At 58.3% G+C, this 16394-nt stretch carries 13 protein-coding genes and 1 pseudogene; 11 read left to right on the top strand and 3 right to left on the bottom strand.

Annotated features, from left to right (window positions below):
• The first annotated feature begins 37 nt into the window (after positions 1-37).
• Positions 38-1186 carry a cellulase family glycosylhydrolase gene (locus ABIE52_RS15230; protein ID WP_054187559.1) on the top strand — a complete coding sequence of 383 codons (1149 nt, stop codon included), beginning with the start codon at positions 38-40 and terminating at the stop codon, positions 1184-1186.
• 571 nt (positions 1187-1757) lie between these two features.
• On the top strand, positions 1758-2681 hold the full coding sequence (locus ABIE52_RS15225; RefSeq protein ID WP_007726597.1) for a UTP--glucose-1-phosphate uridylyltransferase: 924 nt from the start codon (positions 1758-1760) through the stop codon (positions 2679-2681).
• On the opposite strand, the gene ABIE52_RS15220 is transcribed toward ABIE52_RS15225, so the two are convergent.
• From ABIE52_RS15220 to ABIE52_RS15210, 3 genes are all read right to left on the bottom strand, one after another.
• On the bottom strand, positions 2675-3001 hold the full coding sequence (locus tag ABIE52_RS15220; RefSeq protein ID WP_228232489.1) for a helix-turn-helix domain-containing protein: 327 nt from the start codon (positions 2999-3001) through the stop codon (positions 2675-2677). The two genes, ABIE52_RS15225 and ABIE52_RS15220, sit on opposite strands and share 7 nt — an antisense overlap.
• Before the next feature lie 261 nt (positions 3002-3262).
• Positions 3263-4735 carry a glycosyltransferase gene (locus ABIE52_RS15215; RefSeq protein ID WP_081305432.1) on the bottom strand — a complete coding sequence of 491 codons (1473 nt, stop codon included), beginning with the start codon at positions 4733-4735 and terminating at the stop codon, positions 3263-3265.
• Positions 4729-6198, bottom strand: coding sequence for a hypothetical protein (locus ABIE52_RS15210; RefSeq protein WP_228401969.1), 1470 nt, complete (start codon positions 6196-6198; stop codon positions 4729-4731). The genes ABIE52_RS15215 and ABIE52_RS15210 overlap by 7 nt, the downstream gene beginning before the upstream one ends.
• Before the next feature lie 872 nt (positions 6199-7070).
• Here ABIE52_RS15210 and ABIE52_RS15205 point away from each other — a divergent pair.
• From ABIE52_RS15205 to ABIE52_RS15165, 9 genes and pseudogenes are all read left to right on the top strand, one after another.
• Positions 7071-8591 carry a sugar transferase gene (locus tag ABIE52_RS15205; protein ID WP_007726602.1) on the top strand — a complete coding sequence of 507 codons (1521 nt, stop codon included), beginning with the start codon at positions 7071-7073 and terminating at the stop codon, positions 8589-8591.
• Between the two features lie 150 nt (positions 8592-8741).
• Complete coding sequence (locus ABIE52_RS15200; protein WP_054187557.1) at positions 8742-9839, top strand: glycosyltransferase; 1098 nt, start codon at positions 8742-8744, stop codon at positions 9837-9839.
• A complete protein-coding gene (locus ABIE52_RS15195) occupies positions 9820-10962 on the top strand; it encodes a polysaccharide pyruvyl transferase family protein (RefSeq protein ID WP_003943694.1) in 1143 nt (380 codons plus the stop codon). Before ABIE52_RS15200 ends, ABIE52_RS15195 begins: the two co-directional genes overlap by 20 nt.
• A 1-nt stretch (position 10963) precedes the next feature.
• Positions 10964-12286 (top strand): O-antigen ligase family protein, encoded by a 1323-nt coding sequence (locus ABIE52_RS15190; RefSeq protein ID WP_054187556.1) that lies wholly within the window; start codon positions 10964-10966, stop codon positions 12284-12286.
• The gene (locus ABIE52_RS15185) at positions 12283-13332 is read left to right on the top strand and encodes a glycosyltransferase (RefSeq protein ID WP_007726612.1); all 1050 of its coding nucleotides are present in this window, start codon (positions 12283-12285) and stop codon (positions 13330-13332) included. The genes ABIE52_RS15190 and ABIE52_RS15185 overlap by 4 nt, the downstream gene beginning before the upstream one ends.
• Positions 13329-13619, top strand: a pseudogene (locus ABIE52_RS15180) (glycosyltransferase); the annotation flags it as partial. The gene ABIE52_RS15185 and the pseudogene ABIE52_RS15180, both read left to right, overlap by 4 nt.
• A 168-nt stretch (positions 13620-13787) precedes the next feature.
• Complete coding sequence (locus ABIE52_RS15175; RefSeq protein ID WP_228232624.1) at positions 13788-14120, top strand: glycosyltransferase family protein; 333 nt, start codon at positions 13788-13790, stop codon at positions 14118-14120.
• Positions 14110-15036, top strand: a complete 927-nt coding sequence (locus tag ABIE52_RS15170; RefSeq protein ID WP_007726615.1) for a glycosyltransferase family 2 protein — start codon at positions 14110-14112, stop codon at positions 15034-15036. Before ABIE52_RS15175 ends, ABIE52_RS15170 begins: the two co-directional genes overlap by 11 nt.
• A gap of 218 nt (positions 15037-15254) precedes the next feature.
• The gene (locus ABIE52_RS15165) at positions 15255-16385 is read left to right on the top strand and encodes a polysaccharide biosynthesis protein (protein WP_232319026.1); all 1131 of its coding nucleotides are present in this window, start codon (positions 15255-15257) and stop codon (positions 16383-16385) included.
• Positions 16386-16394: the final 9 nt, after the last annotated feature.

Raw genomic sequence — 16394 nt, 5'->3', positions numbered from 1 at the left:
TGTGGGAGGATTGTCCGTATGACGTGGATGGTTGTAGATGTCTTCTGAAGAAGTGCGTCCGCGTGTGCCTGGCACAGTGCGTCGCCGTATCGCTGCCGCTGTAGTCAGCTTTGCAACCGTCGCGGTGGTGACAGGAATGTTCACGACGCCGGTGGTTGCCGATTCGCCCAAGACGGTTCGGGTGGGAGCGTCGTCGAGCGGACTGACGCTCGACGGACAGCCATGGTGGCCTACCGGGCTGAATGCTTATCAACTGGCCACTGATTGGTCGGTGAACTTCGGCTGTGGCGCCATGGTCGATCTCGATGCCTACTTCGGTTCTCTGCCACCGAACTCCGTCACGCGTTTCAACGCGTTCCAGGCGCTCGCGGTGAACAAGGTGTCCGGGGAGATGGATTTCGGCCCGATGGACGCGGTGTTCGACGCTGCGGCGCGACACAATCAGTTCACGATTCCGGTGCTCTCACCCCAGGACAGCGGGTGTGATGACGGGCTGTTCAAATCCAGGGACTGGTACACCGACGAGTGGAAGGTCGCGAACCTGATCCCAGGTCGAGCCACCATGAGCTTCCAGGACTGGATGCACACCGCCGTCGACCGTTGGAAGAACGAGCCTTCCGTCGCGGCGTGGGAATTGGTGGGGGAGCCGGAACCGAGCCTGTGTACCGATGCCGCCTGCAATTGGTGGACAAGAACGTGCCCGTCTGATTCCGCGCAGGTGTTGCGGGAGTTCTTCGACACGGCAGGCGCCGAACTTCGGGCGATCGATCCGAACACCCTGATCACGGCCGGATACGTCGGGGGCGGTCAGTGCGGCACTGCGGGTGACGACTACCAGTACGTGAGCGAGTCCGACTTCGTCGACGTTCTGCAGTATCACGACTACGGAGCAGACGGGGTTCCGCTTCCGGGCGACCAGTGGAACGGACTGGCGCGTCGCATCGAACAGGCCGCGAACGTCGGGAAGCCGTTGTTGGTCGCCGAGACAGGCGAATTGGCAGGCAGTTGTGAATCACTGGCGACCAGAGCCACGAATATCGAGACGAAGCTGACGGGGCAGAAGGTGGCCGGTACGGCCGGAGCTCTCCTGTGGGCATTCGTGCCGGATCCACGGCCGAACGAATGCACGATGGATATCGGGCCTGACGATCCACTCTTCGACGTAATTGCTTCACTGGCAAGTTAGGACACTGCGAGTAGTCCACTGGGAGTTCCGCCCAGTGGGAGTATGGTCACGATTTGATAACAACCTGAACCTGGTGTTGCGGCGTGATGATCGTATTTCGTTCGTATTCAATGGTATTCAGTGGCATTCACCTGTGGATAACCGAACTTGAAGGCTGGTGAAGTCGCACGGGACCATCGATGCGACGCCTCCAGGACCTACGTCCGGGTCGGCTGGGGACGGTCCGGTTGAGGCGCTGAGTTCGGAAGTTGTGTCGTACCTGTCTCTTTGGTCAGTTGCTACGTCCCGCCGTGGTCAACGTCGAAATACGATCACAACCGTTCGCCGCGGTAACGGGTAGTGCGCGGAGTGCGGCGCGCCCCTCGTGGAAGTGACATCGAGGGGTGGTGTGTAGCTCTCGCGCGCAACGAATTCCGAGTTCGAGTCAACTTGCGGCGGCATCGGCCGCCCGGTAGACCTTGTGCGCAGGCTGTACATGCGGTGTGAGCTTCGGTCGTCGAAATGAGGGGACGACCGCTGCATGCGCGTAACGGTAAGTGTGTGAAACATCGCGTGAGCGGAGAGGTGAACGATGACTGGGTGCGCTGAACGGCCTTTCAAGACTGCTGTGGTTCCGGCTGCCGGAATGGGGACTCGTTTCCTCCCGGCCACCAAGACGGTTCCGAAAGAGTTGCTCCCCGTGGTCGATACACCCGGGATCGAGCTGGTCGCCAGCGAAGCGGCGCAAGCAGGCGCGGAACGTCTGGTGATCGTCACTGCGCCGGGCAAGGCATCGGTCGTCGGGCATTTCGTCGAGGACCTGGTGCTCGAGGGCAAGCTCGCCGCCAGCGGGAAGCACCATCTACTCGAACGTGTGCGTCGGGCTCCGGGCCTGATCTCGGTGGAGCCGGTTGTGCAAGAGTCTCCGCTGGGATTGGGACACGCTGTCGGTCTGGTCGAATCGGTGCTGGACGCGGACGAGGACTCGTTCGCGGTGCTGCTTCCCGACGATCTGGTCCACCCCTGCGGCATTCTCGACGCGATGGCGAAGGTACGTGCCGAGCGTGGTGGTTCTGTGCTGTGCGCGTTCGACGTCGCGCCCGATCGTGTTGGGGCCTACGGAGTATTCGACGTCCAAACACCTGTGGAGGGCAGCGATCCCGATGTGCTTGCCGTCATCGGCATGGTTGAGAAGCCGGCTCCTGAGGATGCTCCGTCCACTCTCGCCGCGGCCGGACGATACCTTCTCGATCGCGCCGTGTTCGACGCGCTCAGACGAATCTCACCCGGGCAGGGTGGCGAACTACAACTGACGGATGCGATAGCGCTGTTGATCGCGGAGGGGCATCCGGTTCACGTCGTCGTCCATCACGGAACCCGCCACGATCTTGGTAACCCGGGAGGCTTTCTGCGAGCATCTCTCGACCATGCGCTCAGTCGCACCGAGTACGGACCGGAGTTGCGAGTCTGGCTCAAGGAACGATTGGATCAGCCGGATCCGCAGCTGACCTACTGACTTGCAAGGCTATGCGACGCGGAGCGTCTCGCCAGCTCATCGAGGAGATCTTGCGTGCTGAGCGACGACAGCGAAATCGGCTTGTCGTCCAGACCCGACTCGTCAGGTGTCATGTAGCCCGCCGCGACAAGAATTTCCTGGACGTGGACGTCGAAGACGCGGCAAGCAGTTCTGATCGTGTCCTGCGTGGGGGGGCGTTTCGCGGACAGCCACCGACCGAGTTCGGAGGGGCGTATTCCCAGCGCACGCGCAGCATCGGCTACGTCAGTTTCTTGGCGAAGTTCCAGTTGATGCTTCACCCATTCCGAAAAACCGCTCATACCGGTCATAGTGCCTGAGTGCTGCGCGGTAAGCCAGCGCCGTCTCGACACGTAAGGCGCTCGACGGCTGATCTGTGATCATTCGGCAACCAATCACCGCAGTTCTCGCGTACCGGTAGTTAAGTTTTGTGACTGGATTGTGTGTTTACCGCAACCATCTAGCTGTGCGTTTTCCGGTGAAACCCGAAATCGGGTGAAATTGTGGGTGAGGCGGATCAGTAGACATAACTCACACCTGTGTAGAACGTGAGGGTTGCGTTGTCACGTGTTCAGACCGTGGAAGGTTTTTTCCCAGTAGGACGGGTTGCGAATCAATTGGTAGGTCCCCTTGATCGCCGCGATGCTCATCAGCACCCAATACAACGGAGCAGTCAGACAGGCGAGGAGGAGCATCGCGTTTCGCGTTTCTCGGCACGCCACGAGGTTCATGTAGAGAACAGCGGCATTACCGAATGCCAGAGAGATCAACGCGGGGAAATAGACATAGTTGGGGAAGACCTGGTGGATCACTTCAGGTTGTCCGAGAATCCAGTCCAGACTGATGAGCCAGAACACCATGTTCAAAGTGGCGACCAAAGGTGTGCCGGCCATGAGAATCGTGAATCGGAGAAAGCCGATCGGACCCAATCCTCGCCATAATTTGACGGGTTGGCGCATGTGGACGAGCCACGTCTGCAAATAGCCCTTGTACCAACGCGAGCGCTGTCTGATCCAGTTGATCGTGTCACTGTTGGCTTCTTCGAGCGTGGTGGAATTCAAGACCGCGGTGCGATATCCGCTCTCTGCAATCCGCACGCCGAGGTCCGCATCCTCCGTGACATTGAAAGGATCCCACGCCCCGATCTCGTCGAGGACGCTACGGCGTAGGTGATTCGAGGTGCCGCCGAGAGGAATCGGTGAATTGCTCCGCATCAATCCAGGAAGGATGAAGCTGAACCACAGCGCGTAATCGGCGGTGAACCACGCGGTCAACAGGTTCTGAGTTCCGTTGTGGAATGCAAGTTTGGCCTGAACACAAGCAGTGTTCTCGGGAAGTTTCGCGAAAGTTGCGACTACTCGACGTAATTGGAGTGGGTCGGGGGAATCCTCGGCGTCGTAGATCGTGACGATCTCGCCCGTCGAGAAATGCAGACCGTAGTTGCATGCTTTCGGTTTGGTTCGTGGATCGGCCGCGGGCACCTTCAGAATGCTGACGACCTCGTCCACACCGGCGGCAAGTGCAGCTTCGATAGTGACGGCGTCGTCTTCCTCCAGTAGGAGAAGGACTTGCATCTTGTCTGCCGGATACTCGATCGCTCGCATGGCTGCGATGAGGTCGCCGACGACTTCAGGCTCGTTGTATGCGGGGACCAGAATGGTATAGGTGGGAAGGTCGTCGTATGAAAGAGCAAGTGCCTCTTCGTCACTGATCGTCATGATCGAGGACGCATCGAGACCCCTCGTGAACAAGATCAGACGGTCGACCATCGCCCAGATGTATCCAATGGTGCAGATCAATGTCAGCGCGATGAGAGTCGGGACGAGGAAGAACACGAGGCTGACGACGACCAGCGCAAAGCCTGCCAACAACGTATTTCGCTGCCACGGATAGAAGGCCACGGAGGCGGATGAGATCGGATGGCGCTCGCGTAGACCGTTCACTGCATCGTGCAGGGCGGCCTCGCGGTACTCCGCTGTATCCGGGTCACCGCTGACCACGACACTGTTGGACTGGCTTCGGTTTGCGTTCACCACGTCTGAGCCTCCACGAGTAGTCGAGCGAGTGCTTCGAGCATGTCCAGGTCCTTGTACTCGGATTCGGTGTCTTCGGTCGAGGTTTCACCACGCAGTAGAACGGCGAGGGTATTGCTACCGTTGGACGCCATCGACGGCTTCGGTTCGGGGAAGTAGGCGTCGGGTTCGTGATTGTCGACGCTGATCAGGCTGACTCGTTGCGCTGCTCCGTCGCCCCGCGTCCAGACGAAATTGAGATTGCTCCATGTGAGAAGGAGAGCGTCGTCGACGATCGTGTACATCTCGGCGACGATCCCGTGCGGCAGCTCCAGCGTGACCGTCGGGCTGACTCTCGCGTTCTCCAGGTCGTAGGTGGTCTTGCTGGGATACACGGCGAGCGTGGAGGGTCGACGGACCTGGACGACGTCAATCTGTACCGTGCGAGGCCGCATCTGTGAGTCCCAAGCGGGATTCGGAGTGTCGGCCCGAATGGTCTGACGACTCAGTTCGGCGGTGCTGCCGAAGTAGCGACGGGGCCAGTCGTATTCGGATGCTCCAATCTGATGCCAGCCCAGCGGAACGACAAGTCGAGGATCCGCAGTAGCCGGGGGCGGACCGACGTTGACGGTCAAACTTGTCGATGGCAGCGGCGTGAAGAACATCAGCACTGCGGCGGCAAACACCGCGAGGATGGTCCAGTTGCTTGTGGCTGTCGAAGGCTTTCGGAGTGGTCGGTCGAACGGTTTGAGCGACTTACCCCGGCGTTCGTACAGATAGAAGGCACCGCCGACGACGATTGCGGTTCCGAGTGCCGGAAACAACTGCACGGCGAAAAGCGGAGCAGCGGGATACGTCTGAATCGTGAAGTAGAGAATCACCACACCGAGCACCGTCGCGGCGACGAAGGCGATCGCCCCTCGCCTCCACGTTCTACTGACGGCGATCGTGGTCGCGGCAGACGCGACAAGCACCATGAGGACGCTGTAGTCGAAACGAGTTCCGCCCATTTCGGTCGCGATGGCGCGGTAATGCAGCGGCGCCAAGATGATCGGGACCACCCAGATTGCCCAGTACCGATTGACCGGACGGAGGCCGAACATCAGAACCGCTGCGCTCCAGACGAATACCCAGGCTGCGATGACGTCGATATGCATCAGTTCGTAGGTCTCGGCGAAACGCGGTAGCAGGAGCGCTTGAAGTCCCAACGCGACGAAGAGACCGATGCAGCCGACTATCTTGTCGGTCTCACGATCGTGAATCGGAAGCTCCGGGCCGCGCCTCAAGTCTGTTCCGACGGCTGCAACCAGGCACAAGAGCGGTAGAGCGAAGACGTAGCCGATGGCAGTTCCGCTGGCCGTGCTCTGCCAAAGCTTGGTCCAGGTGGGCCAAAATGCAAAGATCGTGGCGAGCGCGATCATCAACCACCGCACTGCGAGTCGAGGAATGATCCCGGACTCGGAGCGGATCTCACGAATCTTCAACATTTCCAGTTCCATTCGCTTACTACCCGACATCTGCGTGCGATTCGAGGCTGCGCACCGCTGGGGACTGCCGACCATCGCCATCGGTCCGGCGCCATATGCAGACATTACTTGATCGAGACATATCGCCCTCGCCACGTCGAAGCGCCAGTCCCCGAGCAGTCCGGCCGGAACGTCTCACATGCTCACATCTCACATAGTGGGAATTTTGAAATCTTTTTTTCGGTACCCAGTGCGGGTCTGGGTTGGCCGGATGGCATGGCGGGATTTCGGGTCTGCCGAATTACTCCATATCGAAGGGCAATTCACTTGCGAATTGCAGAAAGTTCAATCAGGTCCGGCGGATTCGACCTACGGGGACATAGGTCCCCGGCGTGCAGGGACGGTTCTCGGTTGCGTGGATTCGGGTCCAGTTACCCATGCGAAAGAACTGTGGTCAGCAGTGAGAGGCAATGTCCGCTTTGTGAGCTATTGCAGTCGTCGGGACCTAAGCCCTCGACGTTTCCGCGGATTTACTCAATAGCTGAACTATAGCTACTAACTGGTAACTACAGCGTAAATGGCACCGTGACATTGCGGCGATTGAACGTGAACGATCGTCCAACATTCTTTGGGTGTGTGCTGGGAAGAAAAATTGCCGGTTAGAGTCTTGACCTGCAACATTATTCGAATTGAACTCCGGCCTTGGAGATGTTCTCATAGTACTCACGCGGCACGTGCAATGCCTCCGGATTATCGAGTTGCAATGTTGCCGATACCTAAGCGGAACATTTGCTCTTCTCCATCTCTAGCTGTGCCTGAAGCATTCGGGTGCAAACGGGAAATTCCGAAGAACGGTCGGGGCCTGGCGGCTCGCAAACGGGAAGGTTGGTCAGATGTCGGCATTGGACATGTCCATGGCGCCGTCGCTCGGGTATCGGCGTCCGCGCATCGTGCCGGACTCCCGTGCGGAGTTTTCCTCGCGTGCTGCGTGGCAGCATCGATACATACGTGCTCTGGCAGTGACGGATTCGCTGATTGTCGTAGCGGCGGTTTCGGCTGCGCAGTGGCTTCGATTCGGCGCCGCGCCGACCGCCGTCGACGCTCGTGAGCTCGGGCAGTTCAGCTACACCGGTTTGTCGATCGGCGTGGTGATCGCGTGGCTGGCGACGTTGCAGATATTCAGGACCAGATCTGCGAGTGTGATCGGAAGCGGTCCTGAGGAGTATCGGCGAATCCTGGTGTCCGCGATGAGATTGTTCGGCGTCATTGCGATAGTAAGCCTTCTGCTTCGTCTCGATATCGCCCGGCTCTACCTCGCATTCGCGTTCCCTGTCGGCCTTCTCGCGCTACTGGTGAGCCGTTGGCTCTGGCGTGGGGTGATCGTGCGAAGGCGTACTCGCGGTGAGTGCCTCACATCGGTACTGGTGGTGGGCAGCAAGGATGCCGGCGCTGAACTTGCACGAAACTTCGAGCGGGGTAGCGCAGACGGTTTCCGCGTGGTCGGAGTGTGTGTGCCGGGGTTCCTTCGGCGCGCGGACGAGTCCATCGCAGTCGACGGGCGTGACATACCGCTCCTCGGTGGTGAGACATCGGTGGTCGAAGCGCTGGAACTGGTCGGCGCAGACACCGTTGCCGTGACGGCAACCGAACATCTCGGCTCGGATGGAATCCGTGCGCTTGCCTGGGATCTGGAATCGCGGGACGTAGATCTGGTCGTTGCGCCAAGTATCGTCGACGTGTCGGGGCCGCGCCTGTCGATGCGGCCGGTGGCCGGTCAGCCTTTGATACGCGTCGAGCGCCCGAAATATCATGGTGCGCAACGCTTTGCGAAATCTTCGTTCGACGTAATTTTCGCGTCATTGTTACTGGCAGCAATTGCACCTGTTCTCCTGGCCGCGGCTCTGGCGGTCAAGCTCTCGAGCCCGGGCCCGGTGTTGTATCGAGCGGAGCGAATGGGACTGGACGGCAAACCATTCCCGATGCTCAAGTTCCGTTCGATGGTCCAGAACGCAGACTCACAGGTGGAGTCGTTGATGGCCCAGAACGACGGCGCCGGTGTGCTCTTCAAGATGCGCGACGACCCGCGCGTTACACCGGTCGGGCGCTTCTTGCGCCGTTACTCGATTGACGAGCTGCCACAGTTCGTCAATGTTCTTCGGCGCGAGATGAGCGTGGTCGGCCCCAGGCCTCCGCTTCGCCGCGAGGTCGAGGCCTACGACGGAACTGTCAGTCGCCGACTTCTTGTCAAGCCGGGGATCACAGGATTGTGGCAGGTCAGTGGACGATCGGACCTTTCTTGGGAAGAGACTGTACGACTGGACCTTTCGTACGTCGACAACTGGTCGCTGATGGGTGATGTATTGATCGTCGGCAAAACGTTGAAAGCGGTGTTGGCCAGTGACGGTGCGTACTGAGACGTGAATGCGGATTCGGGACCGACTTCAGTTCGTGACGTTCTCGGTGGAAAGGCATAGCTCCCCTTGATCTTTCGTACGTCGACAACTGGTCGATGGCGAGCGAGAACACGATCGTCGCGAAGGCGCTCAAGGCGATGTTGGGAAGTGATGGAGCAAATTGACCAGGAGAAGTTTGTGTCGGAACCGCCAAAGTTGAAGTCGTTGCTTGTTGTGGCGCCCTGGTTGGAAGGTGGGGGTGCACAGAAATCATTGTGCGGGTTATTGCGCGGGCTTACCGACACACATACGACCGTGGTCACTTTGTTTGCAGGCTGCCGCGACTTCAACGAGGTTGCGGACCTCGCAGACGAGTTCGTCATGCTCGACTATCCAAGGAGTCCTGGCGGACTGGTCGGAGCCAGTCGTGCCATAGCAACACATCTACAGCATTCGGATGTGGTCTATTCACTGATGAGGGGTAGCCATGTCGCACTAGGCGTTTCGAGTTTGCTCAAACGTCTTCCGAGTGAGCTGATTGCGACCTTCCATCAGTTGCCGAGTGCGGATGAAACTGGCGTTTTCTCCCTGGTCGAGAACATGCTCGTTCGTAAAGCACTTCGGCACGCAAAGCTGATCACCGCACCTTCGGAATCAGCCGTGAGTCAGATTCGTCAACGACGTTACGGACCGCACGCTCGGCTTGTTTACGAGCCGAACTTGATCCGAGTTGACTCGAGAGAAACCATTCGTCGTGAATCTTCGGGGGCACCTCTACGGCTCCTGGCCTGTGGCCGTCTATCCAAGCAGAAGGGCTTCGATCGTATTCCCGAACTGCTGTCAGATATCGAGATTCCGTGTGAAATAAAGATCTTGGGATCAGGACCGGAAGAAGAAGACCTGAAACGGCGGTTCGGCAATACGAAGCCTTCTTCGCATACGGTGGAACTAGTAGGACGCGTCGATGACGTTGTGCCCTATCTGGATTGGTCAGACGCGGCATTTATGCCCAGCCGAAACGAACTCAACCCTGTGTTCGTATGGGAGGCGTGGGCGCGCGGCCGGCCGGTTGTTGCTGCCCATCTACCTGCATTCGAGGATCTGCGAACCTCCGGGCCGGTGCTCACATTTACCGGCGCGGCCAGCCTTCGGTCCGCCCTCGGCGTCGTATCGAGTGACGAGTACCGAGATTTCGCCTATTCAATGGGTTTGCAGGCGTCCCGAACCATGACGACCAGGAGTGAGATCGTTGCCCGAATACAATCGTGACCACCCGCGCATCCTGGTCATTCACGCATACAGTGCTCAAAACTCCGGCGACCGGTTGCTGGTGGAGGAAACACTCGAATTGCTGAGATCGGTGTGGCCGGATTCTGTCGTCGACGTGATTGCCACTGATGCCGAATCGTTCCGCCACCATCCGATCGCGAATCATGTCAAGTTTCATCAGTGGACGTCGGCATGGATTCCGAACCCGAAAAAGAAGGCATCCGTACGTGTTTCCATGCTGGCCAGTACCGTCACCGGCGGGCCGGCACCTGTCAGGATACTGTTCGAGCAAGCGGATTTGATAGTCGCTGTCGGGGGCGGATACCTTCGGGGTTCGTCCGTTTCCGAGGCCCTGAAAACTGCGGGGGCGCATTTCGGTCAACTCGATCTTGCCGCACGAAGTCGTGCGCGCAAGATCTATCTGCCGCAGAGTATCGGTCCGTTCCCGAACATTCTCCGTCGGCGTATCGCGAGTTCACTGAAGGCGATGGATCAGGTGCTCGTTCGTGACGATCGATCACGGGAATTGTTCGCCGACCTGACCAATGTCGAACGAATCTCGGATCTGGCGGTTCTCAAGATGGCGGAGGTCCGTACACCTCGTACTATCGAGATCACGCATGGCCCGGTAGTCGTGGCACGTGAGCTGTCCCGCCCTGGATCCTACGAGAACACTCTGTCCGACTTGGCTCGGTCAGATCATGTTGTATGGGCGATTCAGTCCACCGGTGGCGGAAACAATGACACTCCACTCACCGTCAAATACTCCTCGGGAACCCCAAAGCCATTGCAGCACTATCTGGAGAGCGCGGAGAATCGCGTCGTTGTCAGTACACGCCTGCATGGATCGTTGTCTGCATTGCTCGCCGGAAAGCCGAGTGTGCACCTGGGCTACGAACGAAAATCATGGGGAGCATTTCATGATCTGGGGTTGGAACAGTACGTTCTCGATGCCCGACGGACTTCGGCAACTCGCGTTCTCGACGCGGTGGAATCGATACGAGACGATCCAGCCACTTACTGGCGCCTGATCGATTCACGCATCGAGGCCGTCGCGTCCCAGAGGGAACGCCTACTCGGCTCCCTGGCTGTGCCATGCCACCTGCCGACGGCTGGCCAATGACATGAACCTCTCGTTCCTGTTGTTTGCCAGTGTTTTTCTCTTGCTGATCGCACGTGTACGTGGGGTGACGGTGTTGCCAACCCGCCGTCAAACCTCAACAGGTACCAGAAGCGGGCTGATCGGGATCTGGTTTTGGGTATCGGTGATATGGCCGGTCCTTTTCAAGGCGGTGTTAGGTAGCGTCCTTGCCCTATACCTTCCAGTTTCTGGCTCCGCGGTCTTCGTGATCTCCTACGTGCCTTCGATTGTCATCGGAATCGCGATTTTCATCGCCTCTCTCGGGTCCCGAGATTCATTCCCCTATATCCCCGCGATACTGGTCATGGCGGTGGCGATCATGCCGATCCTCATCTTCGGGGTCGTGGACATCGGTGTCGTCGGAGCGATATTCATGATTGTGCCTACGCTCCTGTGGTGCCGCGCGCTCTCGGTTGACGTACTGAACTGGCCCCGTCTTTGTTACCAGGGTCTGCTTGCGCTTTGTCTGAGCATGGCTGTGGTTTTCGTCGTCTGGCCTGAGGCTGTGGTCGAGACCTGTCGGTTGGACAAGTGCACTGTGGCGGGCCAAGTGCTCACGTCATCGATCACAGGCAATGGCAACTTCCTGGGGCTGTGTGTCGCACTGCTGAGCGTCGTTGCCGTGTATCGGCAACACTGGATCACAGTTGCGGCGGTTGGACTGGCGAGCCTCATCGTGATCGAAATTTCTGGCAGTCGAACAGCGATGATCGGTCTGGTTCTCGGCTACCTCGTAGTCCTCGGTATCGGAAACCGCATGTCGCGGGTTGTGGCTCTGGCAGCTGCGATGGTTGCGTTGGTGATTTCTTTTGTGCCAGTGTTCCGAGTTTACGGGCTCCGCGATTACACCTATCGCGGTGCTTTGTGGATGAGGGCGAAGGAGCTGATTTCGGAGAGTCCGAATGTTGGTCACGGCGCGAACTATTGGACGGAGCATAACGCGTATCGCTTCTCCTCCAACTATGCCGCGCACAACATTTGGTTAGAACTCGGCGTTGCCGTCGGGTTTCTCGGAATTGCCGTGCTTGTCGTCGCTGCGGCCTGGGCGTTGCTGACCACTGACGTGGAAAATCGATACTTGGCATGGGCGCTGATCGTAACTACGGTCGCTGTGGGATTTCTGGAGGCGCCCATCCAACCGTATCGAACCGGTCTGCTTCCCTTCCTGTGCCCTCTCATTCTTCTCTTGTGCTCCTCGGGTATGCGGAAAAGATCAGTTGATACTTCGGAGACGGAAGACCTTGCGATGGAAGATATTCGAAGCTCACATGTTGATGCCGGCCTGACGAGGGATGGTGCGCGATGAAAGTTCTGCATGTCACGGAAGCGCTCGGAGGAGGTGTAAGCACCGCGATCTTGAACTATCAGGCGTTGACGCCAGAAATGCATCACTGCGTGATTGCTCGCGAACGGGCCGGGCAGAGCACATACAATTTCCCCTCCGAACTCAGCGTGACATTGGTACCTGGAAGTTTGGCCGCACTTTTGCTGTCCGCGATTCGTATGGTGCGCCGGGGAGATTTCGATGTTCTCCACCTGCATTCCAGTCTTGCCGGTCTCGCCCGGATCATCCCGGGGCACCGAGCTGGAATCGTATACACCCCACACTGTTACGCATTCGAGCGCACCGACGTCAGTCCCCTGGCGCGGGTACTCTACAAGTCCGTTGAGCGTGGGCTACTCTCGATTCGGCGTCAGTGCGTTGTTGCCGTGAGTGGACGAGAAGCCGAGTTGACTACGGAGTTGTCGAACTCCTCCACCTCCATCGTGGTCGGCAATGTATCCCCGACCGATCACGGCGCATATTTGCGCGCAAGCAGCCCTCGGACAGCGGAAGCATCGGCTGAAAGAAGCCGAGTAGTGATGGTGGGAAGGATATTTCCCCAAAAGGATCCCCAACTGTTCGCCGATATTGCAGCAAGGTTGTCGAGCAGGTTCGAGTTCGTGTGGGTAGGAGACGGCGAAGCCGGGTTGAAAGAAAGTCTCGTGGAATCCGGGGTTCGGGTGACGGGCTGGATTCCAGCTGAACAGGTGCTGGATGAAGTGCGCGCCAGTTCGCTGTATCTCCATACCGCGGCCTGGGAGGGCGCTCCGATTTCCGCTGCGGAAGCCGCCGCGGTCGGTGTCTCGGTGATCAGTCGTGACATCAAAAGTATGGTCTCGCTTGGCTATCCAGTCGCTGGCAATACTGCGGAGTCTCTGTCAATGGCCGTCACACATTACTTCGACTGCCTGGACTACCGAACGACTGTTCAAGCCAAGACACAATATTTCAACCGAACAGTGGACGTCATGAGTTCGCGTACAGCACTCATCGACGCCTATGCATTCGCGATAGGGGCTTCTCGATGACTTCATCGGTCACCGTCATTACCATCACCAGGAATGATCTTTCGGGGCTGGTCCGCACGATCGAGAGCGTCCGGGCTCAGAGTGCACAGGGAGTCGAACACATCGTGATCGATGGTGGTTCGACGGATGGAACTGTCGAATACCTTGATTCGTTGGGTGATTCGTTAGTGTGGAACACAGGCCTCGACAGCGGTCGCTATGACGCAATGAACATCGGTGCGGAACTGGCGAGTGGCGAGTTGCTGTGGTTCATGCACTCGTCCGACGTGTTCCATTCATGTGACGTTCTGGAGAGAGTCTCTCGAGATCATCAAGGAGGGGGCGTCTCTTGGCGGTGGGGTTACGGGCTGAGCAACATCCACGACTCCGGAAGTTCCATCGGAATCGGTGGCCGTATCCCGTTCAGTCTGTCCCGATTCGCGCTAGGTGGAAACATCATTCCCCATCAAGCATGTGTGATCGAGAAGTCGCTGCATGTTGAGATCGGCGGTTACGATACCGAATTCGGACTCAGTGCCGACCAACTGTATCTGTTGAAGATGGCGGTCCGATCGCAACCGCGCGTGTGGACCGAGTTCTTCTGTGACTTTGATTCGGCCGGCGCTGGTTCGGTGCGGGGCATGATGGATCATTACCGGGACATGCGGCGATCACGCGCCCTGACCGGAATTACAGTCTTCAGGGCGCAGTGGCTCGATTATGCGGTGTCCTTGGGGGTTGCGCTTCTCGCAAAAACCGACCGTGTTCAAAGACGAGTTCTAGCAGGGGTGACTCCTCGTGTCCGATGACTATTTGGAACCCACAACGCAATCAAGTGCGGAATTCGCAGTTGTCATACCAGCTTTCAACGCGGAAGCCACACTTTTGGCGTCAATCGAGAGCGCGCACAATGCGGGCGCTTCGGAAGTCATCGTGGTGGACGACGGATCCACAGACAGTACCGCCGCGTTATGTCGCGCCCACGATATACGTGTCCTGACGCAGCCAAATGCGGGTGCATACCTCGCGAGACGACGGGGGGCCACGCTCGTCACGGCACCGTACATCGTGTTCCTGGACGCGGATGATCTTCTGGTCGCACCCGGCATTCACGAGTCCTTGCGTATTCTCTCTGCACAGGCGGACTGCGCAGTCGTCGCTGGACGTGTGATGGCGAGTCTCCCACGTGGGCGTAGTCGGTTGAACAATCAGTCGTACTCCGAGATCAATACTCGAACCCTGTTGACACAAGGGTATGGTCCGTTTCCACCGGGAGCGGCGCTGGTTCGGCGTGCCGATTACGAAGCAGCGATTGCGCTGGACGTACCGGAGATCGTCGAGCGTTACGCCGACGACTACGAAATGTTCATTCGTCTATCCGTCGTCGGCCGAGTCGTTCAACACAACACCGTTTCCCTCGTGTATTCGATGTACGCAGGCAAATCCATTGGTTCTCCTGAGAAATCGCTGTTGTGCAAGGAATCGATCAGGGGGCACTACGCGCGACATCTGGGGATCCCAGTTCGGCTGATGAGCGCATCGGCGGTTGCCGCAGCTGCGAACGCACGCATGGGACGAGCGTCGTTCGCGCAAGGTTTGTACTGGCGGGGTTGCGTGAAGGTAGCAGTTGCCGCGTGCTACAAGGTACTCGCTCGGATCGGCGACAGCGGTCTGAAGCAGTCCACAATCGTGTCTGGCGCTGGAACCTCGGAGACACGAGGGTGAACACAGTGGTCAGCTCATACGTGAGGTCGGCGAAGTCGATCGACCTGGGCGGGACCGGGTTCTTTCGACTGGTAGGTCTGCTGGCCGGCGCTTGCGCGAACTTCGCCGTAATAGCAATTCTGTCTCGGGACTACGGCGTCGAGTACTACGCCTTCTATGCGCTGATGGCGTCCATGTTGAATCTACTTCCCTTCGCGGACTTCGGTATCGGCGCGACCATGGTGAACGCGACAGCAGATTACCGAAGTGGTGCACTCGATCGGATGTCGTTCCAATCCCATTTTCGGCGGGCGAGTCTGGTCACCGTTCTGGTATCCCTCGCTGTCGCAAGCCTCGCGTTCCTGTTCTATCAGATGGGGCTGTGGGTGCCAGTTCTAGGCGCAGTCGGTGAGATGGATCATGCGTCGGCGCTGGCCACAGTAGTGATTGTATCTGCGGCAGTTGGTATTCCATTGGGTTTGGGGTCACGCATCCTGCAGGGTTGCGGAAAGATGCGCGTTGTCGTTACCGCAGCGTTGATCGGTCCGATCATTCAACTGATCGTGATAGGGGTTTGTTGGACTACTCAGGCGCCGGCCTACCTGTTTGTTCTGGCACCGTGCGCAGGCTACCTCGCCGTCGGATTTCTTACCCTTGCTCTCGCGCTTCGATCGATTTCCGGCGATGAGGGTTCGTTGATCGGCTGGCGTCTTACAAGCCCGGTGCGAGTTCGCATAGCTGAAACGGCGGTTCCGTTTTTTCTCATATCGATCGGCATGGTTGTCGGGTTCCAGAGCCATAGGTTGCTGATCTCCACTTTTGGAACGGTCGAAGACGTCGCACAATATTCGGTGGTGGCGCAATTCGCTGGACCCCTGCTGGCTATCTTGGGAGTGATGGGCCAGAACTTGTGGTCAAGATATCGCGAGCGATACCGAATCGGGACACTTCGGGTGCGTGAATTCGCCCAGCATATAGTACTTCTCGGCACTGTGGGCGCCGTATTTGCGCTTGCTCTGGTCGTCATCAGCTATCCGGGAATTCGGTTTGTCTCGGGTGGAAGTCTTGTCGTCCCGCTGGCAACCGTTTTGGCCGGAAGTGTTTACATCCTTGTTGTTTCGGTGCATCAGCCGGCGGCGATGTTCCTCATGGACCCGCGAGGACTATGGTTGCAAGTCCTCTGTGTCTGGCTGAGCGGCCTCGTCGGAATGGTATTGGCAATATCCCTGATTCCTGAACTCGGAGCCGCCGCACTCTACTTGGGACTATCCGCAGGAATGGTTGTACTCCAGGTTATTCCGTGTATCTATATTTCGGTTCGGCGAATTTCAAGCATGGAGAAGGCGGTGGAGGCAGGCGTGACCGTGTGAATAGCTGCC

Source organism: Rhodococcus sp. OAS809 (assembly GCF_040546695.1).
In the GTDB taxonomy this organism is placed as follows: domain Bacteria; phylum Actinomycetota; class Actinomycetes; order Mycobacteriales; family Mycobacteriaceae; genus Rhodococcus_F; species Rhodococcus_F qingshengii.
The sequence above is the reverse complement of the archived record's forward strand: the minus strand, read 5'-3'. Positions and strand labels throughout refer to the sequence as shown.